The following is a 23,829-nucleotide window of genomic DNA, read 5'->3' as shown; positions in this document are numbered from 1 at the left end:
TCACGGCGCCGTCACGGTCAGCGCGCCACGGCGGGGCGACGCGAAGGCGTCGAGGTCTTCCCGGGTCAGACCTGTCGCTGCCTCGACCTCCGCGGAGTCCAGGGCACCGCAGTCGACGCCCCGCAGCAGATAGCCGCTGAGCGCCTTCGCGGTGGCAGGCTCGTCCATGACGTCCCCGCCGGCCTTGGCCACGTAGGCGGCGAGCCGGGAGGCGGCCTGGCCCAGACCCTCGCGGTAGAAGGCGTAGACGGCCGCGTAGCGCGTGGGCAGGTGGCCGGGGTGCATGTCCCAGCCCTGGTAGTAGGCGCGGGCCAGAGCGCGGCGCGTGAGGCCGTGGTGGAGGCGCCAGGCGTCGTGGACCTGCTGGGTGGGTCCGACCGGGAGCACGTTGGTGGAGCCGTCGCAGACGCGCACACCGGTACCCGCCGCGGCGACCTGCATGACGGCCTTGGCGTGGTCGGCGGCGGGGTGGTCGCTCGCCTGGTAGGCCGGGCTGACGCCCACGCAGGCGCTGTAGTCGAAGGTGCCGTAGTGCAGGCCGGTCGCCCGGCCGCGGGCGGCGTCGATCATGCGGGCGACGGCGGCGGTGCCGTCGGCGGCGAGGATCGACTGGCTCGTCTCGATCTGGATCTCGAACCCGAGGCGCCCGGCCGGCAGACCGTGAGCCTGCTCGAAGGCCTCCAGGAGCCGTACGAAGGCGGTGACCTGTTCGGGATAGGTCACCTTGGGCAGCGTCAGGACGAGCCCGTCGGGAAGGCCTCCGGCCCGCATGAGGCCGGTCAGGAAGATGTCCGTGGTGCGGATACCACGGTCCCGCACGGCGGCTTCCATGCACTTCATGCGGATGCCCATGTACGGCGCGGCCGTCCCGTCGGCGTACGCCTCGGCGACCAGCCGGGCCGCACGCGCCGCGGCCTCGTCCTCCTCGGCGTCCGGACGCGGCCCGTAACCGTCCTCGAAGTCGATGCGGAGGTCTTCGACGGGCTCGCGCTCCAGCTTGGCGCGTACGCGGTCGTGGACGGGCGCTGCGAGCTCCTGCGGGATCCCGAGTACCGAGGCGAACACGTCGGCGTCGGCGGCGTGCTCGTCGAGCGCCGCGAGGGCCTGGTCGCCCCAGCTGCGGATGGTGGTGGCGGCGAAGGTGTCGGCGGGTACGTAGACGGTGTGGACCGGCTGGCGCGTCCCCGGGTCTCCCGGGTAGCGGCGGGCGAGCTCGGCGTCCACCTCCGTCAGGGAGGCGCTGATCTCCTCACCGACCGCGCCGGCGAGGCTCGTCGCCACCTTCTGCTGCTGACCCATGGCCGTACCCTCCAGTGTCACTATTTCCGCTTCCCGGAATCTTTCATCCGCATAGCGAAGTTATAAGTCTCCCGGTTCTGCGTCAATGGTGATCGGAAACGGCCTGGGGCCGCGCGGTGGAGAACACCACGCGGCCCCAGGCCGTCGTACGGGACTACGTCGCCGGGTCAGCCCTTGCGGGACTTGACCTCGTCGGTGAGCTGCGGGACGACGGCGAACAGGTCGCCGACGACGCCGTAGTCGACGAGGTCGAAGATGGGCGCCTCGGCGTCCTTGTTGACCGCGACGATGGTCTTCGAGGTCTGCATGCCGGCGCGGTGCTGGATCGCGCCGGAGATGCCCGAGGCGATGTACAGCTGCGGGGACACCGACTTGCCGGTCTGGCCCACCTGGTTGGTGTGCGGGTACCAGCCGGCGTCGACCGCGGCGCGCGAGGCGCCGACAGCCGCGCCGAGGGAGTCGGCGAGCGCCTCGATGATCGCGAAGTTCTCGGCGCCGTTGACGCCACGGCCGCCGGAGACGACGATCGCGGCCTCGGTCAGCTCCGGGCGCCCGGTCGACTCGCGCGGCGTGCGCGAGAGGACCTTGGTGCCGGTGGCCGTCGCGGAGAAGGAGACCGCGAGGGCCTCGACGGCGCCCGCGGCCGGGGCGGCCTCGACGGCGGCCGAGTTCGGCTTGACCGTGATGACCGGAACACCCTTGGAGACGCGGGACTTGGTGGTGTACGAGGCGGCGAACGCGGACTGCGTCGCGACCGGGCCCTCGTCACCGGCCTCCAGGTCGACGGCGTCGGTGATGATGCCGGAGCCGATGCGCAGCGCGAGGCGCGCGGCGATCTCCTTGGCCTCCGCGGAGGAGGGAAGGAGCACGGCGGCCGGGGACACCGCGTCGTAGGCGGCCTGGAGGGCGTCCACCTTCGGTACGACGAGGTAGTCGGAGAACTCCGGGGCGTCGGCGGTGAGCACCTTGACCGCACCGTGCTCGGCGAGCACGGCGGCGGTGTCGGCCGCACCGTTGCCGAGCGCGACGGCGACCGGCTCGCCGATGCGGCGGGCGAGCGTCAGCAGCTCCAGGGTGGGCTTGCGGACGGCACCGTCCACGTGGTCGACATAGACGAGAACTTCAGCCATGGGACTTCAATCTCCTGCGTGCGAGGGAGTGCGGGGCGGTGGAGGGAACGGCCGGGGCTAGATGAACTTCTGGCCCGCGAGGAACTCGGCCAGCTGCTTGCCGCCCTCACCCTCGTCCTTGACGATCGTGCCCGCCGTGCGGGCCGGACGCTCGGCCGCGGAGTCGACCGCGGTCCACGAGCCGCCCAGGCCGACCTCGTCCGCCTCGATCTCGAGGTCCTCGAGGTCCAGGGACTCGACCGGCTTCTTCTTGGCCGCCATGATGCCCTTGAACGACGGGTAGCGGGCCTCGCCCGACTGGTCGGTCACGGAGACCACGGCGGGGAGGGACGCCTCGAGCTGCTCGCTCGCGGAGTCGCCGTCGCGACGGCCCTTGACCGTGCCGCCGTCGACGGAGACCTCGGAGAGCAGCGTGACCTGCGGGACGCCGAGGCGCTCCGCGAGCAGCGCCGGGAGGACGCCCATGGTGCCGTCCGTCGAGGCCATGCCGCAGATGACCAGGTCGTAGCCGGTCTTCTCGACCGCCTTGGCCAGCACCAGCGAGGTGCCGATGACGTCGGTGCCGTGCAGGTCGTCGTCCTCGACGTGGACGGCCTTGTCGGCGCCCATCGACAGCGCCTTGCGCAGCGCGTCCTTGGCGTCCTCGGGGCCCACCGTGAGCACGGTGATCTCCGCGTCGTCCGCCTCGTCGGCGATCTGCAGCGCCTGCTCGACGGCGTACTCGTCGAGCTCCGACAGCAGACCGTCGACGTCGTCACGGTCCAGGGTCAGGTCATCGGCGAAGTGCCGGTCGCCGGTGGCGTCGGGCACGTACTTCACACAGACAACGATCCTCAAGCTCACGCCGGCTCTCCTACTGCATCGTCATTTCTGGGCTGCCTTGTTGCACGCAGCATAGGCGCCTCATCGGGCGGTTTCCGGTCGGGAGACCGGGCCCCCAGCCGAATATTACTCGCCAGTACACCCAGTACGTTACCCATAAGCAAGCGCTTGGAACTGTGACGTAGCCAACCAGGCCCGCCCCCTGCGCCGCCCTGCTCGACCTCAGTCTCGCAGAGCCGTGAAACGACCTCGGTGGTAGACCAGCGGCCGGCCACCCCCGGACGGGTCCCCCGACTCCACCTCGGCGATCACGATGCGGTGATCGCCCGCCGGAATCCTGGCCACCACACGGCAGACCAGCCAGGCCACCACCCCGTCGAGCAGGGGTACGCCCTCCGGCCCGTCACGCCAGCGGGTGGACGGGCCGAACCGGTCGGCACCGCTGCGGGCGAAGGTCGCGGCGAGATCCCGCTGCTCCTCGCCGAGCAGGTGCACGCCTACGTGCTCCGCCTCCGCGACCACGGGCCAGCTGGAGGACGCCGTGCCCACGCCGAAGGAGATGAGCGGAGGTTCGGCGGCGACGGAGTTGAGCGATGTCGCGGTGAAGCCCACGGGGCAGTCCCCTGCGGCCGTGATCACAGCCACTCCGGCGGCGTGCTGCCGGAACACGGATCGCAGGAGTTCGGGTGCAGCCGTCCGGGAAGTGCCGAGGCCGGGCGAGGCCGTCATGGAAAAGTCCTTCGGGGAGTGGGCGTACGGGGCCGTGGGTAGCTCAGGCACCCGGACAGCGCGCACTCGCGTGGCGCACGAGGTCGACATGGACCCGGCAGTGGAGAAGGAGTTCCGGCGGCATGTCGTCAGAGTGACGATGCGTTGTGTACACAGTCAAGTGCGTCCCGTCATGTGGGAGATGCGTCACTGCCCGTCACATCGCCTGCCCCAGCGCGGCCACGACATCCGCGGTGCGCGGCTGACCGGTCGCCCGCCGGACCACGCGGCCGGCCGCGTCGAGCACCAGCACGGTGGGCGTCCTGGTGATGCCGAGGCTGCGGACCAGCTCGAGACGGGCCTCGGCGTCGACCTCGATGTGGGTGACCCCCTCCACCATCCCGGCGACCTCGGCAAGGACGCGTCGGGTGGCACGGCAGGGCTGACAGAACGCGCTCGAGAACTGCACGAGGGTCGCCCTGCCCCCGAGTTCCGCGCCCAGTCGGGCGGCGTCCAGGGTGCCGTCGGCCTTCAGCCCGTCCATACCGGCTCCCTTCCCAGAGCTCCGCGCAAAAGGTCAGCACCCGGCGTGCGTATTACATTCCCGGAGGTTTCACGTGACGAGAATCTCTCGCCAGGGGGCCTTTGGGGCTGGCCACGGCGTCGCGCATGGGGCACCATCGCCACAATGCCGAATACCTACGGCTGCGTAACTTCCGCGGGGGGAACCCTCCCCAGGCATTGACGAAGGGTCTTCATCCAGATGGCAGAGCTCGTCTATCGGCCGGTCATCGGCGCCGCTCGCACGCTGTTCAAGGCGCTCGACCTGAAGATCGACACCCAGGGTTCGGAGCACATCCCGAAGACCGGTGGCGCGGTTCTGGTCAGTAACCACATCAGCTATCTGGACTTCATCTTCACCGGACTCGGCGCCCTGCCGCAGAAGCGGCTCGTCCGCTTCATGGCGAAGGACTCGGTGTTCCGTCACAAGGTCTCCGGCCCCCTGATGCGCGGCATGAAGCACATCCCCGTGGACCGCGCGCAGGGCGAGGACGCCTACGCGCACGCGCTCGCGTCCCTGCGCTCGGGTGAGATCGTCGGCGTGTTCCCCGAGGCGACCATCTCGCAGTCGTTCACGCTCAAGAGCTTCAAGTCGGGCGCGGCTCGGCTGGCCCAGGAGGCCGGCGTGCCGCTCGTCCCGATGGCGCTCTGGGGTACCCAGCGCATCTGGACCAAGGGGCGCCCGCGCAACTTCAAGCGCAGCCACACCCCGATCACGATCCGCCTCGGCGAGGCCATGGAGGCACCGGCCGACCAGTACGCGGGCGCGATCACCCGCCGGCTGCGCGAGCGCGTCCAGGAACTCCTGGAGGCCGCGCAGCGGGCCTATCCCGTACGCCCCAAGGACGCGACGGATACCTGGTGGGTGCCGGCGCACCTGGGCGGCACGGCTCCGACCGCCGCCGAGGTGCGCGAGCTCGGCTGACGGCGCCCTGCGCCCACCCTGCCCGGGCGAAACGTCACACCCCGGTACGGGCGCGAATCCGCCCGCCCGGGCCGGGCGACTCCTCACGGGTCGCACCCCGGCTCGGGGGCGCCCCGGAAGTTCCCGCCCGCTCGTCCGCCGGACACGACGGCGTGGCCGGCGGAGAGGTCTCCGTCCGGCCACGCCCCCCAGGGTCTTTCGCCCGCCAGGGATTACGGGACAGCCCTCAGCGGGCCATCTCCTCCTTGAGCGCCTGGACGAAGGCGTCCACGTCCTCCTCGCGGGTGTCGAAGGCGCACATCCAGCGGACGTCGCCGGCCTTCTCGTCCCAGAAGTAGAACCGGAAACGCTTCTGCAGTCGCTCGCTCACCTCGTGCGGCAGGCGCGCGAAGACGGCGTTGGCCTCCACCGGATAAAGGATCTCCACCCCGTCGACCGTGCGGACCCCGTCGGCGAGCCGCTGGGCCATGGCATTGGCGTGGCGCGCGTTGCGCAGCCACAGGTCCCCTGCCAGCAGCGCCTCCAGCTGGACCGAGACGAAGCGCATCTTGGAGGCGAGCTGCATCGACAGTTTCCGCAGATGCTTCATGGCGCGGACGGAGTCCGGGTTCAGGACGACGACGGCCTCACCGAAGAGCGCGCCGTTCTTGGTGCCGCCGAAGGACAGCACGTCGACGCCGACCGTGTTGGTGAACGTGCGCATCGGCACGTCCAGCGACGCGGCGGCGTTCGCTATCCGGGCACCGTCGAGGTGCACCTTCATGCCCCGCTCGTGGGCATGCTCGCAGATGGCGCGGATCTCACGGGGCGTGTAGACCGTGCCGAGCTCGGTGTTCTGGGTGATCGACACGACCTGCGGCATCGCCCGGTGCTCGTCGTCCCAGCCGTACGCCTCGCGGTCGATGAGCTCGGGGGTCAGCTTTCCGTCCGGGGTGGGCACGGTGAGCAGCTTGAGCCCGCCCACGCGCTCCGGTGCGCCACCCTCGTCCACGTTGATGTGCGCGGACTCGGCGCAGATCACCGCGCCCCACCGGTCGGTCAGCGCCTGGAGCGCGGTGACGTTGGCCCCCGTGCCGTTGAACACCGGGAACGCCTCGGCGGTGGGGCCGAAGTGGCTGTGCATGACCCGCTGCAGGTGATCCGTGTAGTCGTCCTCCCCGTAGGCGACCTGGTGGCCGCCGTTCGCGAGGGCGAGGGCCGCGAGTACCTCGGGGTGCACACCGGCGTAGTTGTCACTGGCGAAGCCGCGTACCTGCGGATCGTGATGACGTCGCGCGTCGGTCCTTACGGTTGCGGGGTCAGCCACAGACGCTTTCCGTTCAATTCTCCGGCGGGCTTGTCCCAGACGCCGGCGATGGCCTCGGCCAGCTCCTGGACGTCCGTGAAGCCCGCGAACTTCGCTTGGGGGCGCTCGGCGCGCATCGCGTCGTGCACCAGTGCCTTGACCACCAGGATCGCAGCAGCCGCCGTCGGGCCCTGCTCGCCCCCCGCCTTGCGGAAGGCGTCGGCGAGTGCGAGCGTCCAGGCCTCGGCGGCGGCCTTGGAGGCGGAGTAGGCCGCGTTGCCCGCAGTGGGGCTGCTGGCACCCGCCGCACTGATCAGCACGTAACGTCCCCGGTCGCTGCGCCCCAGCACGTCGTGGAAGGCCAGCGAGGTGGACTGCACGGTCCGGATCAGGAGCTTCTCGAGGAAGTCCCAGTCCGCCAGACTGGTCTCGGCGAAGCCCGCGCTGCCGCGCCAGCCCCCGACGAGGTGGACCAGGCCGTCGACACGGCCGAATTCCTTCTCCGTCTTGAAGGCCCAGTCGCGGGCGGCTTCCGGGTCGAGCAGATCGACGGTGTCACCGGTGACCGTCGCCCCACCGTGGGCGTACCGCGCGGCGTCGACCGCTTCCGCCAGCCGTTCGGGGTTCGCGTCGGACGCGACAACGGTCGCGCCCGCCTCGGCGAGCCTGAGCAGGGTCGCCCGCCCTGCCGGTCCCGCCGCTCCGGCCACCGCGACGACCGCCCCCTCGAGCGCGCCGCTGTCGGCCCTGCCTGTTGCGTTCATCGCCACCGCCTCCTCAGACCGCGCGCTCACGCGGCTGCCCGCCCGGCATCCGCCGCAGTGATCCCCTTGGTGGAGGCGATCACACGCTTCAGCTTCTTCGAGAGCGCCTCATAGAACATGCTCAGGGGAAACTCGTCCGGAAGCACGTCGTCGACGAGCTTACGGGGCGGTTGATCGAGGTCCAAGGCGTCCGGGCCCTTGGCCCAGCGGGAGCCCGGGTGCGGAGAAAGATAGGTCGCGACGAGGTCGTACGCCGCGAACCAGTGCACCAGCTTCGGGCGGTCGATGCCCTCGCGGTAGAGCGTCTCGATCTCAGCGCAGAGCTGGTTGGTGATCTGCGGGGCGCGGGCCCAGTCGATCTTGAGCGTGTTGTCGGTCCAGCGGACCACGTCGTGCTTGTGGAGGTAGGCGAAGAGCAGCTGGCCGCCGAGACCGTCGTAGTTGCGCACGCGCTCGCCGGTGACGGGGAAGCGGAACATCCGGTCGAAGAGGACCGCGAACTGCACGTCACGGCCCTGGCCGAAGCCGTCCGACTCCAGCTTCACGGCCTCCCTGAAGGCGGTGAGGTCGCAGCGCAGCTCTTCGAGCCCGTACATCCAGAACGGCTGCCGCTGCTTGATCATGAAGGGGTCGAAGGGCAGGTCACCGTGGCTGTGGGTGCGGTCGTGGACCATGTCCCAGAGCACGAACGCCTGCTCGCAGCGCTTCTGGTCGCCGAGCATGTCCTTGATGTCGTCAGGCAGTTCGAGGCCGAGCAGGTCGACCGACGCCTCGGTCACCCGGCGGAAGCGGGCGGCCTCGCGGTCGCAGAAGATGCCGCCCCAGCTGAAGCGCTCCGGGGCCTCGCGCACGGCGATGGTCTCGGGGAACAGGACGGCGGAGTTGGTGTCGTATCCCGCGGTGAAGTCCTCGAAGGTGATGCCGCAGAACAGCGGGTTGTCGTAACGCGTGGCCTCGAGCTCGGCCAGCCACTCCGGCCAGACCATCCGCAGCACGACGGCTTCGAGATTGCGGTCGGGGTTGCCGTTCTGCGTGTACATCGCGAACACGACCAGGTGCTGGAGGCCGTCGGCGCGGTTCTTGGCGGGCTGGAAGGCCAGCAGGGAGTCGAGGAAGTCCGGGACGCCGAAGCCGTCCGCGACCCAGCGGCGCAGGTCCGCTACGAGCGCACGGTGGTAGGCCGCGTCGTGCGGGAGCAGCGGGGAGAGCCGCTCGACGGCGGTGATCACCCGCTCGACGACGGAGGCGGCAGCCTCGGCGGCGGGGGCGTTCTCGGCCTCCAGGTCTATGGAGCCGTCCTTGGACTGCCAGGGACGCAGTTCCTCCACGGCACTCTTGAGCGCGGGCCAGGCCGGGTGCTCCACGACCCGCTGGGCAGCAGTTGTCGCACCGGCGGCGGCGGTCTGCTCAAGAATTTCCGTCATGACACTTCCTTCACGGGAGAACCTCGCGTCAAGTAACCGTATCCATGTGCGGTTCCTTCGGACAAGTGGAGGGCAGAAAATTATCCTGCCGCTCCCCATGCTCACCGCTATTTTTCCTGCCACACATCCGTAGGACAACTTCTTCCTCACGGCTGGCCGGGTAGCCGCAGTCGGGCACGCGCGAACTGGTTCCCTGGGGGCAGGAGTCGCACGCAGGGCAAGGACGACGGACGGAAGCGGGAGTGTCTTGACTTTTCTCACCATCGGTCATCGCGGAGTCATGGGTGTCGAACCGGAGAACACGCTGCGCTCGTTCGCGCACGCGGAGCAGGCCGGCATGGACGCCGTCGAACTGGATCTCCATCTGAGCAAGGACGGCGCACTCGCCGTGATGCACGACGCGTCCGTGGACCGGACCACGGACGGACAGGGACTGATCGCGGAGAAGACGCTCGGGGAGCTTCGCGAGCTCGACGCCGGGCAGGGCGAGCGGGTGCCCGTGTTCGAGGAGGTCCTCGACGCCGTCCGGTCACCGCTCCAGGCGGAGATCAAGGACGTGGCGGCGGCTCGGGCCCTGGCGGACGTGATGCTGCGCCGTGGCCTGGCCGGCCGCGTGGAGGTGTCCTCGTTCCACGACGAGGCCGTCGCAGAGATCGCGCAGCTGGTTCCGGGGGTCAGGACGGTCCTCATCGCCAGCCGCTGGGAGGGCGACGTGGTGGACCGGGCGAAGACGGTCGGTGCCGCGACGCTGGCCCTCAACATCCGCCGCCTCACCCTGGAGGTGGTCGAGCAGGCGCACGCGGAGGGCCTGAAGGTGATCGGCTGGGTCGTGAACACCCAGGACCATCTGCGTCTGGTGCGCGCGCTGGGTCTGGACGGCGCGACGACCGACTACCCGGAGATCCGCCGCGCGGGCCGCTTCACCGCGTGAGGACGGCCCGGGGATCCGACGCCAGGGCCTCTCGTCCGGATCATGCCGGGCTCGTGTGCCCCGGCACCGCCTCCTGATCCAGCCTGATCCAAGCGAGACCCTAGAGCTCCTTCACCAGCAGCTCGAACGCCAGATCGTCGCGCTGCGGGACCCCGAAGCGCTCGTCGCCGTACGGGAAGGGCGTCAGCTCTCCCGTACGGCGGTAGCCCCGGCGCTCGTACCAGGCGATCAGTTCCTCGCGGACCGAGATCACCGTCATGTGCATCTCGTCCGTCCCCCAGTCGGAGCGGGCCGCGCGCTCCGCCTCGGCGATGATCATCTTGCCGAGGCCCGCGCCCTGCAGTCCGGGACTGACGGCGAACATGCCGAAGTAGGCGGCCCGGCCGCGGTGTTCGAGCTGACAGCAGGCGACGGTTTCGCCCTCCCGCTCGGCGATCAGGACCCGCCCCGAGGGATCGGCGAGGATCTCGCGCACCCCGTCGGCGTCGGTGCGCTGCCCCTGGAGGATGTCCGCCTCCGTGGTCCATCCCGCCCGGCTCGCGTCTCCCCTGTAGGCGGACTCGACGAGTCGCACGAGGACCGGGACGTCGTCCTCGGTCGCGTCGCGGAAGGTCAGTTCTGCCCGTGCCGTGGCGGGTGCGATGTCCATGGGCTCTTCTCCGGTGAGGCGCTGCCGACTGTGCCTTCCCGAGACTAACCCGCCCCCCGACCGCCCCCCGAAGGCCCGGGCGCGCTCCCCCAGTACTTCAATGCGCCCCGGTAGGAGCGGTCCGGACGGGGCATCGATGGGACGACACCGGCGTCGTTCGCCGTAGGGGGAGGTGCGCTGTGCACGGACCGGCACTGTCCGGCTGGCTGCTCATGGTGCTGTGCGGGCTCACGGGGGCCTACTGCCTGCTGCGCGCCCGGGACGGTACGGAGCGGGAGCGCAGCACCGCGCGCGCCGAGGCGCTGATGGGTTTCGGCATGGCCGCGATGGCGGTGCCCGCGGCCCTGTTCACCCTCCCGGACTGGATGTGGGCCGTGTACGCCGTGACGTTCGGCGCGTCGGCCCTGCGCGCGCTCGCGTACGCCCGTGCCGGAGGACATCATCTGCACCATCTGGTGGGCTCGCTGGCCATGGTCTACATGTCCGTCGCGATGATTCCGTCATCGGCGCACACGGTCGGGGGTCACTCGGGCCACGGTGCCGGCGCCGCCGGAGGCGTCCCCGTCCTGACGGGAGTGCTGCTCGTCTACTACGCGGCCTACGTCCTGCGCTCGGCGGGACGGCTCATACCGGCGTCCGCACCCGTGGCCGTGCCGGACGGCGGGACGGTGGGTGTCAGCTGGGGTGCGCGGCCGGAGCTGGCACTCGCCTGCAGGCTGACCATGGCGATGGCCATGTTCGCCATGCTGCTCACACTCTGAGACGGCGGACGTCCCACACCGTGGCGTACGTCACTTGACGCGCACGGCCATACCGCGGCACACGGCGGCACTCATAGGCTGACGCCCATGTTGGTCTCCCTGACCCTGCTGCTGCTCGGTGCGCTGGCCGCCGTCGCGGCCCCGGGCCTGATGGCGAAGGCCCGGTGGCCGGACCGTGAGCCCGTCGTCGCCCTCTGGGTCTGGCAGTGCGTCGTGGCGGCTGTCCTGCTGTCGTTCGCCCTCTCCATGACCTTCAGCGCGGCAGCCGCCTGGCAGGCGGTCCGGGGCCACGTCTTCGCACCCGCCCCGCACGGCGTGGTCGAGGCATACGCCCTCGGCGCGTACGGGCCGTGGTCCGCGGTCATCGCCGTGGTGCTGGCCCTGGGCGGCGCGTGGAGCGGCGCGATGCTCGTGCGGGAGATCCACCGGGCCGGCCGCCGGCGTCGGCAGCGGCGCACCGAACTGCTGGCGCGCTCCCCGCTCATGCCGGGCGAGGAGCCCGACGGCGGACGCCTCGTGGTCCTGGAGGGGGAACGCCCGGACGCGTGGTGGCTGCCCGGTTCGGCTCCTCAACTGGTCGTCACCACAGCGGCACTCGACCGGCTGAAAGGCCGTCAGCTGGATGCCGTACTGGCTCACGAACAGGGACACGCCCAGGCCCGGCACGACTGGCTGCTGCACTGCTCGGGCGCCCTGGCGAACGGATTTCCGCAGATCCCGGTCTTCGCGGCGTTCCGCGACGAGATGCACCGCCTCGTCGAGCTGGCGGCGGACGACGTGGCGTCACGACGTTTCGGGCGACTGACCATCGCGCTCGCCCTGGTGGAACTGAACGAGGACCGGGGGGTGTTCGGGCCCGGCCCGGCATCCGGCGCCCATGTGCCGTTGCGGGTCGACCGCTTGCTCGCGCCGACGAAGCGGCTCACCGCGGGACATCGGCTGCGCCTGACGGCGGCGGCCGCGCTGGTGCCGGTCGTACCGCTGCTGGTGGCCTTCGTGCCGGGACTCAGCGCACTGGGATAGCCGGGCGCTCGCCCCGTCCGCGAGGATCGTCCCCATGCACTCCCCCTCACGCTCCGCGCGTACCGGTCTCCCCTTCCTCGTCACGGGCCTCGCCTGTGCCGTCCTCTCCGTCGTACTGCTGTCTCTGGTCGCGGTGCGCTGGCCGCCGCTGATCTCCGCGGACGGTTCGGTCGCGGAGGCGCTGCACCGCGATGCGGTGGGAGAACCGGTGCTGGTCCACGTCAACCGCGTACTGACGGACTGGGTGTGGGACCCCTGGACGATGCGTGCGCTGACGGCCGTCGCCGTGGTCACCCTGTGGTGGCGTGGAGCGCGGCTGCTCGCGGTGTGGGTGGCCGTGACGAGCGCCGTCACCACACTCGTGCAGCAGGGGCTCAAGGCCCTCGTGGGGCGGGAACGCCCCCGGTGGCCCGATCCGGTGGACTCGGCGAACTACGCCGCCTTCCCCTCGGGTCACGTGATGACCGCGGCGGTGACGTGCGGGCTCCTCCTGTGGCTGCTCCGCCTCCACGGCGCTCAGCCTCCGCTGTGGTGGGGCTCGCTCGCCCTCGCCGTGGTGTCGGTGACCGGCGTGGCACTGACACGCCTCTACCTGGGCGTGCACTGGCCGAGCGACGTTCTGGGCGGAGCGCTCCTGGGCGGGGCCGTGTGCGCGCTCTCCGTGGCCGCGTACACCCGCCGCACCGGCGGGTCACCGTCGACGCGCAGCCGCCCTTGTAGGCCGGTTGCGGGGCGGCGATGATCGGGCCATGCAGATCAAGGGCGCACTTTTCGACTTCTCCGGAACCCTCTTCAGGATCGAGCCCGTCACCTCGTGGCTGCGGGCAGCCCTGGACAGCACGGGTACGGTCCTGGACGAGGCCGACTTCGAGGGGTACGCACAGCGGCTGACGGCCGCCGGCGCACTGCCCGGGGGCCCGTCCCCCGAGCGGATCCCGCCCGAACTGGCGTCCGCCTATGCCGTTCGCGACAGCAGCGCGCGACACCACAGGGAGGCGTACACGGGCCTGGCACGGCAGGCGGGTCTGCCGGATCCCGGCCTCTGCGACGCGCTGTACGAGCGCCACATGGATCCCGCCGCCTGGCAGCCGTATCCCGACGCGGAGGAGGTGCTGCGCGGACTGCGCGCCGACGGGGTTCCGATCGGTGTCGTGAGCAACATCGGCTGGGATCTGCGCCCTGTCTTCAGGGCGCACGGCCTGGACGGGCTGATCGACGTCTACGTGCTGTCCTACGAACACGGCGTCCAGAAGCCGGATCCCCGCCTGTTCCGCACGGCGTGCACGCTGCTGGGGCGCGACCCGGTGGACGTGGTCATGGTCGGTGACGACCGGCACGCTGACGCGGGGGCGGCGGGGATCGGCTGCGAGGTGCGCTTCGTCGACCACCTCCCCGTGGCGGAGCGGCCCGGCGGACTCCGGGCGCTCGGCTTGACGGACGTCACGGAAGAGGGCCGCGATACCCGCGGTTCGTGAAGGATTCCGTCAGGAGGTGTGAGGGATATCCCTGTCCGCGAGGGGGTCCGGGGCTCTGACGGGGCCTAACCTGGTGAGCATGTCCCCGTATCCGAACACGTCCGCCCGCGTGCGCCCCGCCTCTGTGGTCAACGAAGCGATCCGTGACCTGTGGCAGCGCTCGGGGGGACTGCTGTCTCCGGACGACGAGACCGAGTACCAGCGCCTTCTCGTGGAGTGGGCCGCCGCCGCGGGTACGAGCGTGCGGCCGGCCGCCTGACGTCCGGGCGGGCCCGGGCCCGCCCGCGGCTGATTCCGGCGATCCCCCGCGTCGCCGGAATCAGGGGTACAGCATGTCCCCGCGACGTCCACCGGTCAATGAGACGAACGTGCCCCGCCGGACGGAGACCGTCCGGCGGGGCAGTCGTTCTCACCTGTGGGTGGAGCGGGTCGGTCAGTGACGGAAGTACTCCGGCTGCGTCTGCACGTTGAGCTCGGGCAGGCGCACCCGCTTGGCCGGGTCCGTCCGCCGGTCGTCGAGCTTCAGGACGTCGAAGCCCTTGGCGATGTCGTTGGAGTAGATGTAGCCGTTGTAGTAGTAAGCGGACCAGGGGCCCGCGGTGGTGACGGCCTCCGTGGACACGGGGCCGCGCTCGAAGTACGCGATCTCCTTCGGCTTCGAGGAGTCGGTGAAGTCCCACACGGAGATCCCGCCCTGGTACCAGGCCTGGACCATCAGGTCACGGCCCTTCACCGGGATGAGCGACCCGTTGTGGGCGACGCAGACCTCCGTGTCGGCCTGGGGGCGGTCGATCTTGAAGTAGCTCCGGAAGACCAGCTTGCGCTTGTCCCCCTTGCCGGTGATGTCGTAGATCCCGTCCGCACCCCGGTTCGGACCGATCTCGTCGTTGCAGGTGGCGGCGCCACCCCCGCCGAGCTCGTCCGTGAACACGACCTTGTCGGCGTCCTGGTTGAAGCTGGCGGAGTGCCAGAACGCGAAGTTCACGTTGTCCTGGACCCGGTCGATGATCTTCGGGTTCTCCGGATCCTTGATGGAGAACAGCAGGCCGTCACCCATGCAGGCGCCCGCGGCGAGGTCCTTCGACGGCAGGACGGTGATGTCGTGGCAGCCCGTGGTCTTGGACACGCCCGGGTTGTCCGGCGCTCCCGGGTTGCCGCCGTCCGGGAAGAGGACGGGGAAGGACACGATGCGGGCGTTCCCGGGGGCCTTGCGCGGCACCTTGATGACGGAGATCCCGTCGTGCGGCGGCTGGCAGTCCGGGAAGGTCGCGTTCGGCGAGTAGGAGGAGACGTAGACGTACACGTCCTTCCGCTCGGGAATGATCGTGTGGGTGTGCGAACCGCACGCCGTCTCGACCGCGGCGACGTACTTCGGGTTGCGCTTGTCGCTGATGTCGAAGACCTTCATGCCCTCCCAGGACGACTTCTCCGTGGCTGGCTGGGTGGTGCTGGTGCACGAGTTGTCGCTGCGCGAGGAGTCGGTCGACAGGAACAGCAGGTTGCCCGAGACGGAGATGTCGTTCTGGGAGCCCGGGCACAGGACCTGTGCGACGGTCCTGGGCTGCTTCGGGTTGCTGATGTCGAAGATGCGGAAGCCGTCGTAGTTCCCGGCGTAGGCGTACCTGCCCTGGAACGCCAGGTCCGTGTTGAGCCCCTGGAGCGCGTCCTTGGGGATGTTGGTGAGGTGCTCGATGTTGTCGCTGTGGACTATCTCGTCCACGCCGGGTATGTCGCCGCTCTTGATGGCGGCCCTGGCTTCGGCCTGCTCACTCACGGAGACACCGCCGCGGGTGGTGGCGGTATCGCCCGGGTCCGGCGTGGCCGCGGCGGGCCCGGCTGTCAGCAGAGTGGCGAAGAGCCCGGCCGCGGCTGCCGCCACACCCAGACGTCTGCGCCGCACGCTTGTGGTGTGCAACGAGGTCACTGCGTCCTCCCTTGTATCCGTTCGTCGAGGAACGGTTCATGGACCCCGGCAGTATCGTCCCTCTCATGTACACACCAACAGATGGCAACACAGACGTAATGAAAGTTTTTGATCAACGGCCTGTGGAAGGTGTTAGGACGGTCTGCAATACACCCAAGTGCCCCTGGAGGTAGTTGTGCTGATATCCCGTCGGACGTCACGCCTGCGCTCTGTCGTCCTGGTGGCCGCCCTCTCGGCCGCGCTGCTCACGAGCGGCTGCGAAGCAGACGGCGGTGACGGCGCGACGAAGTCAGCGGCGGACGGGGGCCCTTCGGTCATCGCTCCCGGAAAGCCGGGTGAGCCGGCCCGGACGCTGTCGCCCGACGAGGCGGCCGAGGCCGCCGGGGACGACACCCCCAACTCCGCCGACATCCGGTACGCGCGGATGATGATCGAGCATCACCGGCAGGCACTGGTGCTCACCGCACTCGTCCCGGACCGGGCCCGGTCGGGCTCGGTCGAACGGCTCGCACAGCGCATATCCGCCGCTCAGAAGCCGGAGATCGCCGCCATGGAGGGGTGGCTGAAGAACAACGGCGTCGAGGGCAGGGAGGAGACCCACGAGCATTCCCCGATGCCGGGGATGGCGACCGAGACCCAACTGGCGGACCTGCGCGCGGCGCGGGGCGAGGCGTTCGACACGCTCTTCCTGAAGCTGATGATCACTCACCATCAGGGTGCGGTCACGATGGCCACCGAAGCCCTCACGGACGGCAACAACGTACTGGTGGAAGAGATGGCCAACGATGTCGTGGCTCAGCAGACCGTCGAGGTGGAGCGCATGCGTGCGCTGATGACCTGAGCGGTGCGGGGAGGGCGGGCCGGCGGCTCAGCTCTCGCCGTGGCGCTCGGCCTGGAGGGCGGCCGCACCGAGGACGCTGTCGAGCAGCCCGGGGAACAGGGCGTCCAGGTCTTCCGCCCGCACACAGTTCAGCTTGGCCGTGCCGCGGTAGAACTGACTGATGACGCCGCTCTCGCGGAGCACCCGGAAGTGGTGCGTGGTGGTGGACTTGGACACCGGGAGGTCGAAGCGGGAGCAGGCCAGTTCGTCGACCGCCCCCGCGAGCTGGCGCACGATCCTCAGCCTGACCGGGTCGGAGAGCGCGTGGAGTACTCCCTCGACACGGATCTCCTCGCGTGAGGGGTGGACGAGCACGCGAGCGGCGTTCGACGTCACGACGGCTCCACTTCGTACGGGGGACTCCATTGTACGAGAGTCATCGAAATTTCATTCCGGGACCGCTGCCACCACGAGGCGGGCACGCGGGCTTCCGTCCTGCCTCCGGCCGAGGGTCTCCAGCGGCAGGAGACGGGTCCCGAAGCCGGCGCGTCCGAGATCGGCCAGGACACCCGGCAACGGAAACGTGCGGTAGTACATGATGAATCGGGGGCGCACGAGCGCGTTGCGCACCCTCATGGCGGAGTCGAAGCCGAGCAACGACCAGTAGGCCCGGGAACCGACGGCGGGCGGCGCGCCCACCGGGAAGGCGAACAGGCCGCCCGGCCTCAGGGACGCGCGCACCTGGGCGAACAGCCCGGGGCGCTCCGACGGCAGGAAGTGCCCGAACGCCCCGAGACTCAGCGCCAGGTCGAAGACCGGCCGGAACGGCAGGGCCCGTGCGTCCGCCCTCACCCATCCCACGTCCGGGCCGCCGCGGTCGGCCGGGTGCGAGTGCCTGGCCACGGCGAGCATGCCCGCGCTGAAGTCGACGCCGGTGACGCGCTCCGTACACAGACCGCGCAGCACGCCAACCCCGGCGCCGGTGCCGCAGCAGACGTCGAGGCCGCTGCTGAAGGGCCCCAGGGGCCGCACCGCCTCGGCAACGGCGTCGAGGACCCGGTCCGGGGTGCGGTACGGCGTCAGGTCGAACTTCGGGGCGAGCAGGTCGTATCCGCGCATCGTCGAGGAGAGCGCCTGTACGGCCAGTTCGCGGAGCGTGGGGCCCTGCGGAGTGGACATCGCGGTCAGCGTACCGACAGGAGTGGCGTCACACCGCCCGGCCGTACTGATCGGGTGTCCGGACCTCGCCGCCGAGCTCCCGCGCCGCCCGGCGGGCGAAGTAGGGGTCACGCAGCAGTGCACGGCCGAGCAGGACCGCGTCCGCGCCGCCGTCGGCAAGGACCTTCTCGGCCTGTACGGCGTCGGTGATCAGTCCCACTGCCGCGACCGGGAGGCCGGTCTCGGTGCGCACCCGCTCGGCGAACGGCACCTGATAGCCGGGCTCCAGGGGGATTTGGGCGTTCGGCGCCAGTCCGCCGGTGGAGACGTCCATCAGGTCGACACCGTGCGCGAGCAGCAGTCGGGCGAAGCGGACGGTCTCGTCGGCGGTCCAGCCCTCGCGCGTGTCGTCCGCGTTCTCGGTCAGCCAGTCGGTGGCGGAGATCCGGAAGAACAGCGGGAGCTCCTCGGGCCACACCGCTCGCACCGCGTCGACGACCTCGAGCGCGAGCCGCGTGCGGTTCTCGAAGGAGCCGCCGTAGGAGCCGGTGCGGCGGTTGCTGTGCGGGGACAGGAACTGACCGATGAGGTAGCCGTGCGCACCGTGGACCTCGGCGACCTGGAAGCCGGCGGCGAGTGCGCGGCGGGCGGCCTCCGCGAAGTCGTCGACGATCTTCTTGATGTCGTCGACGGTCAGCTCGGCGGGTGCGGGGTCACCCTCGTCGTACGCCAGGGGACTCGGGGCGACCGTCTGCCAGCCTCCGGGCTCGCCCGCCCCGATGGGAGTTCCGCCGCGCCAGGGCAGATCGGTCGAAGCCTTCCGTCCGGCATGCGCGAGCTGGATGCCGGGGACCGTCCCCTGGCTTCGGAGGAAGTCGGTGACGCGCCGGAACGCCTCCACCTGCCGGTCGTTCCAGATGCCGAGGTCGGCGGGGCTGATCCTGCCCTCGGGGCTGATGGCGGTGGCCTCCGTCAGGACGAGGCCGGTGCCGCCCACCGCGCGCGCCGCGTAATGGGCGAAGTGCCAGTCGTTGACCGTGCCGGCGTCCGGCCCGGACGCCTCCGCGCTGTACTGGCACATGGGAGCCATCCAGACACGGTTGGGGACGGTCAGCGACCTGAGGGTGTAGGGCTCGAAGAGTGCGCTCACGGGGGGCTCCGATTCATCGGGACGCGACGGGGGGCGGCCGGGGGCGCACCGGGCCCGCCCCTTCGTACGAGATTCACCGTACTACGAGATTCACCGTACTACGAGATTCACCGTACTACGACAGGCTTCGAATTATGAAGCCGCCCGATGACCGGCCCCTCAGCTCCCCGGGCGCAGGCGGCGCCTGAGCCTGATGTCGGTCCCCGCGGCGTAGACCTGGCTCCAGCTGCGTCCGGCTCCCGACGTCCAGGTCACCAGGACGTTCGCCCCGTCCGGCTTCACCGCCTCGACCGTCATGTTCCGGTCCCCGTCGCGTACGTCACCGCGCAGCAGTTCACCGGCCTTGACCGTGACGGGCTCCGACCTGGCGTTCTCCGCCTCGGCCGCTGCGGCGGCAAGCGCTGCGGCCAGCTCCCTGGCCGCAGCCGGGGAACAGGTCCAGGAGGCGCGTACGGCGTGTCCCTCCACCTGGATGCCGACCTGAACCGGCCCGCCCGCCGGGCCGGGCGCGATACCGAACACCACCTCTCGGCCGTCGGTGTCCTGGACCTCGATGCCCATCCGTGTCTCCTCCTCGTCCCGTTCCGGCCGGCCGGAACCCGGACCACCGGTCCTCATGGAGTACCACGACGGACCGGCCGTACAGAATCCGAGGGGCCGGGACGCGGTGTCCTCGAAAGTTTCGACAGCGCCCGGCTCCCCCTCGGGAGGCGGTGCGGGCCCCTGCTCCTCACTCCTGGACGAGTGGCGGTCCCACCGACGTGACGCAGACCATGCGGCGACCGTGATCGACGGTGCGCTCGGGTCCGGTGAGACGCAGCCGCACGGTGTGCTTGACGTCGGCCGCGTCGCTGGACGTGGCGAAGCGGAGTTCGAGATCTCCCGGTTCCACGATCCGGCGCCCCGCGGTCCCGGTGAAGGAGACCAGGTCCGCGTGGAAACGGAAGCCGACCCTGCGGGCCTCCCCCGCGGCGAGCGGCACCCGGGCGTAAGCGATCAGCCGGACCTCGGGGCGCGTGGTCTGGGCGACCGGGTCGTGGGCGTAGAGCTGCACGACCTCGGCCCCGTCGCGGTCGCCGGTGTTGCGCACCGTGATCTCGAGGTCCCTCTCACCGTCGGTGGAAAGCTCGGCCGGGACGTCCGGGCCGGGCTCCCAGGCGAACGAGGTGTAGGACAGCCCGTGTCCGAACGGGTAGAGAGGGCTCGGGTCGAGGTTGCTCACCCCGTTGGCACGCCCGAGCGGAGGCTGGAGATACGTCCACGGCTGTCCCCCGGGCCCCTCGGGGACTCCCAGGGGCAGGCGTCCGGAGGGATTCACCCGGCCCGAGAGCACACCCGCGAGCGCCGGGCCGCCCTCCTCGCCGGGGAAGAACGCCTGCACACACCCGGCCAGCCGCGCGGCCCGTCCACCCAGCGCGTACGTACGTCCCGTCAGCAGGACCAGGACGACCGGGGTGCCCGTGGCCAGGAGTGCGTCCAGGAGTTCGCCCTGCCGGCCCGGCAGGGCGAGGTCCGCCGCGTCACAGCCCTCTCCGGACGTGCCCCTTCCGAACAGCCCGGCCCGGTCCCCGAGTACGGCGACGCAGACATCGGCCGCGGCGGCCGTCGCGGCGGCGGCCGCGATGCCGGAGGTGTCCGCACCGTCCACCTCGCAGCCCCGGGCATGGTCGACGCCGGCGCCCGGGAACTCCTCGCGCAGGGATTCCAGCAGCGTCAAAACCTCGATGCCCATGGGCGAGGCGGGGTGCTGGACCCCGACGTGACTGGGGAAGGAGTAGCAGCCGAGCATGGCCAAAGGGTCGTCGGCACGCGGTCCGACGACCGCGATCCGGCCGGTGCCGCTCAAAGGCAGCACGCCCCCGGGGTTCGCCAGCAGCACGCAGGACCGCTCCGCGAGCAGCCGGGCAAGGGCCCTGTTCCGCGGCGGGTCCAGGTCCACCGTGCCGCGTGCGTGGGACGGCTCCACACCGTCGAGTGCCACGGGCAGGAGGGACAGGTCCCGGTCGAGCAGCCCGAGCGCGCACTTCTGGAGCAGAACGCGGTGCAGGGCACGGTCCAGGAGTTCCTCCGCGACACGTCCGTCCCGCACGGCGGCGACCAGCTCGTCGCCGTAGCTGCGCACGGTGGGCAGTTCGACGTCGACTCCCGCGGTCAGGGCGAGGCGCGCGGCGTCCCCACGGCTCCCCGCCACCTTGTGCAGGGTCTCCAGGAAACCGATGCCGAAGTAGTCGGCGACGACCGTGCCGGTGAATCCCCAGGTGTCCCGGAGGAGTCCGGTGAGCAGCGAGGGGTCGGCGGCGGCGGGTACGCCGTCGATCTCCGCGTAGGAGTGCATCACGGAGCGTGCACCGCCTTCCCGGACCGCCATCTCGAACGGCGGCAGGATCACGTCCGCCATCTCCCGGGCGCCGGCCCTGACGGGAGACAGGTTCCGTGCGCCGGCCGACGCGGAGTAGCCCGCGAAGTGCTTGAGTGTCGCGACGATCCCGGCGGACTCGAGACCGCGGACATAGGCCGTACCGATGGTCGCGACCAGGTAGGGGTCCTCCCCGATGGTCTCCTCGACGCGGCCCCAGCGCAGGTCCCGGACCACGTCCAGGACCGGTGCCAGTCCCTGGTGGACGCCGACCGAACGCATGTCGTCGCCGATCCGCCGGGCCATCTCCGTGACGAGCCCGGGGTCCCAGGCCGCACCCCAGGCGAGCGGGACCGGGTAGGCGGTCGCACCCCAGGCGGTGAAGCCGGCCAGGCACTCCTCGTGGGCGAGTGCCGGGATACCGAATCTGCCGGCCGCGACGATCCTGGCCTGAGCGGTGGCCAGCGAGACGGCTCCGACGCCCGGGTCCACCGGAGCGCTGCCGAACGGCCGGGTGAGCTGGCCCAGGCCGCGGGTGGTGAGGTCCTCGAAGTCGACGGGGTCGACCATGTCGTTCTGATGCGGCGCGACTCCGTCGCCCTCGGCGTCGGCACCCACCCAGATTCCGTACAGCTGGGCGGCCTTCTCCTCCAGCGTCATCCGGGACGCCAGGTCGGCCACCCTCTCCTCGGGGCTGAGCGAAGGGTCGCGCCACGGGCCGTCCGCGGCCGGGGGCGGGTCGGCCGGACGGGCCTGCGGTGCGGGGTGGATTGCCATGGCGGCAGAGGTTCCTCTCATGAGTGCGGTGGTCCGGGGCGGCGTCGGCGCTCTATTTGCCGCCCACCCCCATCAGTCCGTCGATGAGCGCCCGCCGGGCCACGAGGTACACGGCGAAGATGGGGACGACGGAGAGGACGATCGCTGCCAGTACCGCGGGGATGTTCACTCCGAACTGGGTCATGAAGGTGAACAGCCCGAGCGTCAGGACGCGGTTCTCCTGCGACTGCGTCAGGATCAGCGGGAACAGGAATCCGTTCCACGCCTGCAGGGCGGAGAAGATCGCCACCGTGCTGATCCCGGCCCTGGACAGCGGGACCGCGAGCTGCCAGAGCATACGGAGGGGTGACGCGCCGTCGAGGGACATCGCCTCGTACATCTCCTCGGAGACGTCGCGCATGGTGCCGCTGAGGACCAGGACCGCGACCGGCATCGCGAAGGCGGCGGTGGGCAGGATGATCGCCCAGAGGGTGTCGTACAGGCCGAGCTTGCCGATCATCAGGTACAGCGGCACGATCACCGCCTGGGCCGGGATCGCGACGCCCAGCAGGAACATCCGGAAGGCGAGCGACGAGAGGCGGCTGCGGGTGCGCACCGCCACGTATGCCACCGGGACGGAGAGCACCAGGACGATGGCGACCGTGGCGACGGCGACGATCGCGGTGTTGCCGAGCAGTGCGGCGAAACCGCTGTCCAGCACGGTTTCGTAGTTCTCCGACGTCGGGTCGGACGGGACGGCCAGCGGGTCTCCGTTCAGCGCCTGGTCCTGGCGCATCAGCGACGCGGAGACCAGGGTGTAGAGCGGCACCAGGACGACGACGAGCCAGATCAGCGAGCCGAGGCCGGCCACCGGGTTACCGAGGGACCTTCGGCGCCGGACCGTGCGCGTACCGCGGGGAGCGGCGGGCACCGGCCGGTGCCGGGGTGTGGCGGGACGGGTGTCGATCGACATGGCGTCACATACCTTCCCTGGTGGACCTCATGGCCCCGAACCCGCTGAATCGGACCATGATCAGCGAGATGCTGGTGGCCACCACGACGAGCGCGGTGGCGATGGCGGCGGCGTAGCCGAGGTCATACGTCTGGAAGCCGGTCCGGTACATCAGGTAGGGCAGGATCGTGGTGTCCGTGCCGGGACCGCCCTTGGTCATGATGAGGACGGTGTCGAAGTACGTCAGCGATCCGACGATCATCAGCACCGAGGAGGTCGTGATCGTGTGGCGCAGCTGCGGCAGGGTGATGTGGAAGAACTGCCGCACCATGCCCGCGCCGTCGATGGCGGCCGCCTGGTGGAGGACTTCGGGGATCTGCCGGGCGCCGCCCTGGTAGATCAGCGTGTGGAAGGGCATGAACTGCCATCCGCCGACGAACGCCACCACGAGCAGGGCTCCGGTGGACGATCCCATGACGTCGGAATCGATGCCCAGCCAGGGTCCGATCGACTTGATCACGCCGAAGTTCGGATCCAGCAGGGCGTGGAAGAGCATCGCTATCGCGGTGGTGGAGAGCAGCAGCGGGACGAAGAAGACCGCCGACAGGAAGGCGCGGCTGCGTTGGCGACCCGCCGCCCAGACGCCCAACAGCAGGGCCACCGGGGTCTGGAAGGCCCAGCTGACCGTGGTGAGCAGCAGGCTCAGCCAGGCGGCCTGGCCGAACTCCGGATCCTGGAACAGCCGGGTCCAGTTGTCCAGGCCCGTCGGGGTCGGGGAGCCGAGCCCGTCCCACCGGCAGAAGGAGAGGTAGACGGCGATCGCCAGGGGGACGATCGCGAAGACGGCGAAGAAGAGGATGCCGGGGACCGCCCAGGCGACCGGGGGGCGGCCGGCGTTACCGGCGGCCGCCCTTCTGTCGCCGCGCCTCTTCGCGACCGGGGTGTGAGGGGACATC

General features: G+C 70.6%; 25 protein-coding genes. 8 read left to right on the top strand and 17 right to left on the bottom strand.

Annotation, left to right across the window (positions count from 1 at the left end):
- The 5 genes from OG206_RS28915 to OG206_RS28895 all read right to left on the bottom strand — a co-directional run bounded on the left by OG206_RS28915 (nt 1) and on the right by OG206_RS28895 (nt 4,503).
- Nucleotides 1–1,299, bottom strand: coding sequence for a DUF6986 family protein (locus tag OG206_RS28915; RefSeq protein ID WP_327121224.1), 1,299 nt, complete (start codon nt 1,297–1,299; stop codon nt 1–3).
- 167 nt (nt 1,300–1,466) lie between these two features.
- On the bottom strand, nt 1,467–2,429 hold the full coding sequence (locus tag OG206_RS28910) for an electron transfer flavoprotein subunit alpha/FixB family protein (RefSeq protein ID WP_327121223.1): 963 nt from the start codon (nt 2,427–2,429) through the stop codon (nt 1,467–1,469).
- A gap of 57 nt (nt 2,430–2,486) precedes the next feature.
- Nucleotides 2,487–3,272, bottom strand: coding sequence for an electron transfer flavoprotein subunit beta/FixA family protein (locus OG206_RS28905; protein WP_033305351.1), 786 nt, complete (start codon nt 3,270–3,272; stop codon nt 2,487–2,489).
- A 201-nt stretch (nt 3,273–3,473) separates the two neighbouring features.
- The gene (locus OG206_RS28900; protein ID WP_327121220.1) at nt 3,474–3,980 is read right to left on the bottom strand and encodes a flavin reductase family protein; all 507 of its coding nucleotides are present in this window, start codon (nt 3,978–3,980) and stop codon (nt 3,474–3,476) included.
- 196 nt (nt 3,981–4,176) lie between these two features.
- Nucleotides 4,177–4,503, bottom strand: coding sequence for a TlpA family protein disulfide reductase (locus OG206_RS28895; protein ID WP_327121218.1), 327 nt, complete (start codon nt 4,501–4,503; stop codon nt 4,177–4,179).
- A 219-nt stretch (nt 4,504–4,722) separates the two neighbouring features.
- Here OG206_RS28895 and OG206_RS28890 point away from each other — a divergent pair, with 219 nt between their 5' ends.
- Entirely contained in the window at nt 4,723–5,445 is a 723-nt protein-coding gene (locus OG206_RS28890; RefSeq protein ID WP_327121216.1) for a lysophospholipid acyltransferase family protein, read from the top strand.
- Between the two features lie 226 nt (nt 5,446–5,671).
- Here OG206_RS28890 and OG206_RS28885 read toward each other — a convergent pair whose 3' ends face one another.
- Genes OG206_RS28885 through OG206_RS28875 form a run of 3 tightly spaced genes read right to left on the bottom strand, consistent with a single transcriptional unit; the run spans nt 5,672 to nt 8,918 of the window.
- Nucleotides 5,672–6,751 carry a threonine aldolase family protein gene (locus tag OG206_RS28885; RefSeq protein WP_327121215.1) on the bottom strand — a complete coding sequence of 360 codons (1,080 nt, stop codon included), beginning with the start codon at nt 6,749–6,751 and terminating at the stop codon, nt 5,672–5,674.
- Nucleotides 6,730–7,494 (bottom strand): SDR family oxidoreductase, encoded by a 765-nt coding sequence (locus tag OG206_RS28880; RefSeq protein ID WP_327121214.1) that lies wholly within the window; start codon nt 7,492–7,494, stop codon nt 6,730–6,732. Before OG206_RS28880 ends, OG206_RS28885 begins: the two co-directional genes overlap by 22 nt.
- Before the next feature lie 26 nt (nt 7,495–7,520).
- Nucleotides 7,521–8,918, bottom strand: coding sequence for a DUF6421 family protein (locus OG206_RS28875; protein WP_327121212.1), 1,398 nt, complete (start codon nt 8,916–8,918; stop codon nt 7,521–7,523).
- A gap of 280 nt (nt 8,919–9,198) precedes the next feature.
- Here OG206_RS28875 and OG206_RS28870 point away from each other — a divergent pair, with 280 nt between their 5' ends.
- Nucleotides 9,199–9,849 (top strand): glycerophosphodiester phosphodiesterase, encoded by a 651-nt coding sequence (locus OG206_RS28870; RefSeq protein WP_327122430.1) that lies wholly within the window; start codon nt 9,199–9,201, stop codon nt 9,847–9,849.
- A 100-nt stretch (nt 9,850–9,949) separates the two neighbouring features.
- Here the strand turns inward: OG206_RS28870 and OG206_RS28865 are convergent, their stop codons facing one another.
- Nucleotides 9,950–10,498, bottom strand: a complete 549-nt coding sequence (locus OG206_RS28865) for a GNAT family N-acetyltransferase (protein WP_327121210.1) — start codon at nt 10,496–10,498, stop codon at nt 9,950–9,952.
- 179 nt (nt 10,499–10,677) lie between these two features.
- Here OG206_RS28865 and OG206_RS28860 point away from each other — a divergent pair, with 179 nt between their 5' ends.
- The 5 genes from OG206_RS28860 (at nt 10,678) to OG206_RS28840 (ending at nt 14,016) form a co-directional block, all read left to right on the top strand.
- Complete coding sequence (locus OG206_RS28860) at nt 10,678–11,259, top strand: DUF5134 domain-containing protein (protein ID WP_327121208.1); 582 nt, start codon at nt 10,678–10,680, stop codon at nt 11,257–11,259.
- A gap of 87 nt (nt 11,260–11,346) precedes the next feature.
- The gene (locus OG206_RS28855; RefSeq protein WP_327121206.1) at nt 11,347–12,282 is read left to right on the top strand and encodes a M56 family metallopeptidase; all 936 of its coding nucleotides are present in this window, start codon (nt 11,347–11,349) and stop codon (nt 12,280–12,282) included.
- Between the two features lie 34 nt (nt 12,283–12,316).
- Nucleotides 12,317–13,024, top strand: a complete 708-nt coding sequence (locus tag OG206_RS28850; RefSeq protein WP_327121204.1) for a phosphatase PAP2 family protein — start codon at nt 12,317–12,319, stop codon at nt 13,022–13,024.
- Between the two features lie 7 nt (nt 13,025–13,031).
- Nucleotides 13,032–13,757, top strand: coding sequence for an HAD family hydrolase (locus OG206_RS28845; RefSeq protein ID WP_327121202.1), 726 nt, complete (start codon nt 13,032–13,034; stop codon nt 13,755–13,757).
- Between the two features lie 79 nt (nt 13,758–13,836).
- Complete coding sequence (locus OG206_RS28840) at nt 13,837–14,016, top strand: hypothetical protein (protein ID WP_327121200.1); 180 nt, start codon at nt 13,837–13,839, stop codon at nt 14,014–14,016.
- Between the two features lie 174 nt (nt 14,017–14,190).
- Here the strand turns inward: OG206_RS28840 and OG206_RS28835 are convergent, their stop codons facing one another.
- The gene (locus OG206_RS28835; protein ID WP_327121198.1) at nt 14,191–15,681 is read right to left on the bottom strand and encodes an LVIVD repeat-containing protein; all 1,491 of its coding nucleotides are present in this window, start codon (nt 15,679–15,681) and stop codon (nt 14,191–14,193) included.
- A gap of 175 nt (nt 15,682–15,856) precedes the next feature.
- On the opposite strand from OG206_RS28835, the gene OG206_RS28830 reads away from it, so the two are divergent.
- Nucleotides 15,857–16,522, top strand: coding sequence for a DUF305 domain-containing protein (locus OG206_RS28830; protein ID WP_327121196.1), 666 nt, complete (start codon nt 15,857–15,859; stop codon nt 16,520–16,522).
- A gap of 27 nt (nt 16,523–16,549) precedes the next feature.
- Here the strand turns inward: OG206_RS28830 and OG206_RS28825 are convergent, their stop codons facing one another.
- The 7 genes from OG206_RS28825 to OG206_RS28795 form a co-directional block, all read right to left on the bottom strand.
- Nucleotides 16,550–16,897: an ArsR/SmtB family transcription factor gene (locus OG206_RS28825; protein ID WP_327121194.1), complete on the bottom strand. Its 348-nt coding sequence runs from the start codon at nt 16,895–16,897 to the stop codon at nt 16,550–16,552.
- 51 nt (nt 16,898–16,948) lie between these two features.
- Nucleotides 16,949–17,680, bottom strand: a complete 732-nt coding sequence (locus tag OG206_RS28820; RefSeq protein WP_327121192.1) for a class I SAM-dependent methyltransferase — start codon at nt 17,678–17,680, stop codon at nt 16,949–16,951.
- A 28-nt stretch (nt 17,681–17,708) separates the two neighbouring features.
- Complete coding sequence (locus OG206_RS28815; RefSeq protein WP_327121190.1) at nt 17,709–18,809, bottom strand: NADH:flavin oxidoreductase/NADH oxidase; 1,101 nt, start codon at nt 18,807–18,809, stop codon at nt 17,709–17,711.
- A gap of 159 nt (nt 18,810–18,968) precedes the next feature.
- Complete coding sequence (locus OG206_RS28810) at nt 18,969–19,370, bottom strand: hypothetical protein (protein WP_327121188.1); 402 nt, start codon at nt 19,368–19,370, stop codon at nt 18,969–18,971.
- A 169-nt stretch (nt 19,371–19,539) separates the two neighbouring features.
- Entirely contained in the window at nt 19,540–21,942 is a 2,403-nt protein-coding gene (locus OG206_RS28805) for a glycoside hydrolase family 3 N-terminal domain-containing protein (protein WP_327121186.1), read from the bottom strand.
- Nucleotides 21,943–21,994: 52 nt separating this feature from the next.
- Nucleotides 21,995–22,894 carry a carbohydrate ABC transporter permease gene (locus OG206_RS28800; RefSeq protein WP_327121184.1) on the bottom strand — a complete coding sequence of 300 codons (900 nt, stop codon included), beginning with the start codon at nt 22,892–22,894 and terminating at the stop codon, nt 21,995–21,997.
- 4 nt (nt 22,895–22,898) lie between these two features.
- Nucleotides 22,899–23,828 carry a carbohydrate ABC transporter permease gene (locus OG206_RS28795; protein ID WP_327121182.1) on the bottom strand — a complete coding sequence of 310 codons (930 nt, stop codon included), beginning with the start codon at nt 23,826–23,828 and terminating at the stop codon, nt 22,899–22,901.
- Between the last annotated feature and the right edge of the window lies 1 nt (nt 23,829).

This window comes from Streptomyces sp. NBC_01341, from assembly GCF_035946055.1.
Classification (GTDB): Bacteria; Actinomycetota; Actinomycetes; order Streptomycetales; family Streptomycetaceae; genus Streptomyces.
The sequence above is the reverse complement of the archived record's forward strand: the minus strand, read 5'-3'. Positions and strand labels throughout refer to the sequence as shown.

What these genes read in the sequence shown, in the direction of transcription:
- OG206_RS28915 (WP_327121224.1), bottom strand. Translation starts at nt 1,299, where the DNA reads ATGGGTCAGCAGCAGAAGGTGGCGACGAGCCTCGCCGGCGCGGTCGGT.
- OG206_RS28910 (WP_327121223.1), bottom strand. Translation starts at nt 2,429, where the DNA reads ATGGCTGAAGTTCTCGTCTATGTCGACCACGTGGACGGTGCCGTCCGC.
- OG206_RS28900 (WP_327121220.1), bottom strand. Translation starts at nt 3,980, where the DNA reads ATGACGGCCTCGCCCGGCCTCGGCACTTCCCGGACGGCTGCACCCGAA.
- OG206_RS28895 (WP_327121218.1), bottom strand. Translation starts at nt 4,503, where the DNA reads ATGGACGGGCTGAAGGCCGACGGCACCCTGGACGCCGCCCGACTGGGC.
- OG206_RS28890 (WP_327121216.1), top strand. Translation starts at nt 4,723, where the DNA reads ATGGCAGAGCTCGTCTATCGGCCGGTCATCGGCGCCGCTCGCACGCTG.
- OG206_RS28880 (WP_327121214.1), bottom strand. Translation starts at nt 7,494, where the DNA reads ATGAACGCAACAGGCAGGGCCGACAGCGGCGCGCTCGAGGGGGCGGTC.
- OG206_RS28875 (WP_327121212.1), bottom strand. Translation starts at nt 8,918, where the DNA reads ATGACGGAAATTCTTGAGCAGACCGCCGCCGCCGGTGCGACAACTGCT.
- OG206_RS28870 (WP_327122430.1), top strand. Translation starts at nt 9,199, where the DNA reads ATGGGTGTCGAACCGGAGAACACGCTGCGCTCGTTCGCGCACGCGGAG.
- OG206_RS28865 (WP_327121210.1), bottom strand. Translation starts at nt 10,498, where the DNA reads ATGGACATCGCACCCGCCACGGCACGGGCAGAACTGACCTTCCGCGAC.
- OG206_RS28855 (WP_327121206.1), top strand. Translation starts at nt 11,347, where the DNA reads ATGTTGGTCTCCCTGACCCTGCTGCTGCTCGGTGCGCTGGCCGCCGTC.
- OG206_RS28850 (WP_327121204.1), top strand. Translation starts at nt 12,317, where the DNA reads ATGCACTCCCCCTCACGCTCCGCGCGTACCGGTCTCCCCTTCCTCGTC.
- OG206_RS28845 (WP_327121202.1), top strand. Translation starts at nt 13,032, where the DNA reads ATGCAGATCAAGGGCGCACTTTTCGACTTCTCCGGAACCCTCTTCAGG.
- OG206_RS28840 (WP_327121200.1), top strand. Translation starts at nt 13,837, where the DNA reads ATGTCCCCGTATCCGAACACGTCCGCCCGCGTGCGCCCCGCCTCTGTG.
- OG206_RS28820 (WP_327121192.1), bottom strand. Translation starts at nt 17,680, where the DNA reads ATGTCCACTCCGCAGGGCCCCACGCTCCGCGAACTGGCCGTACAGGCG.
- OG206_RS28810 (WP_327121188.1), bottom strand. Translation starts at nt 19,370, where the DNA reads ATGGGCATCGAGGTCCAGGACACCGACGGCCGAGAGGTGGTGTTCGGT.
- OG206_RS28805 (WP_327121186.1), bottom strand. Translation starts at nt 21,942, where the DNA reads ATGGCAATCCACCCCGCACCGCAGGCCCGTCCGGCCGACCCGCCCCCG.
- OG206_RS28800 (WP_327121184.1), bottom strand. Translation starts at nt 22,894, where the DNA reads ATGTCGATCGACACCCGTCCCGCCACACCCCGGCACCGGCCGGTGCCC.
- OG206_RS28795 (WP_327121182.1), bottom strand. Translation starts at nt 23,828, where the DNA reads ATGTCCCCTCACACCCCGGTCGCGAAGAGGCGCGGCGACAGAAGGGCG.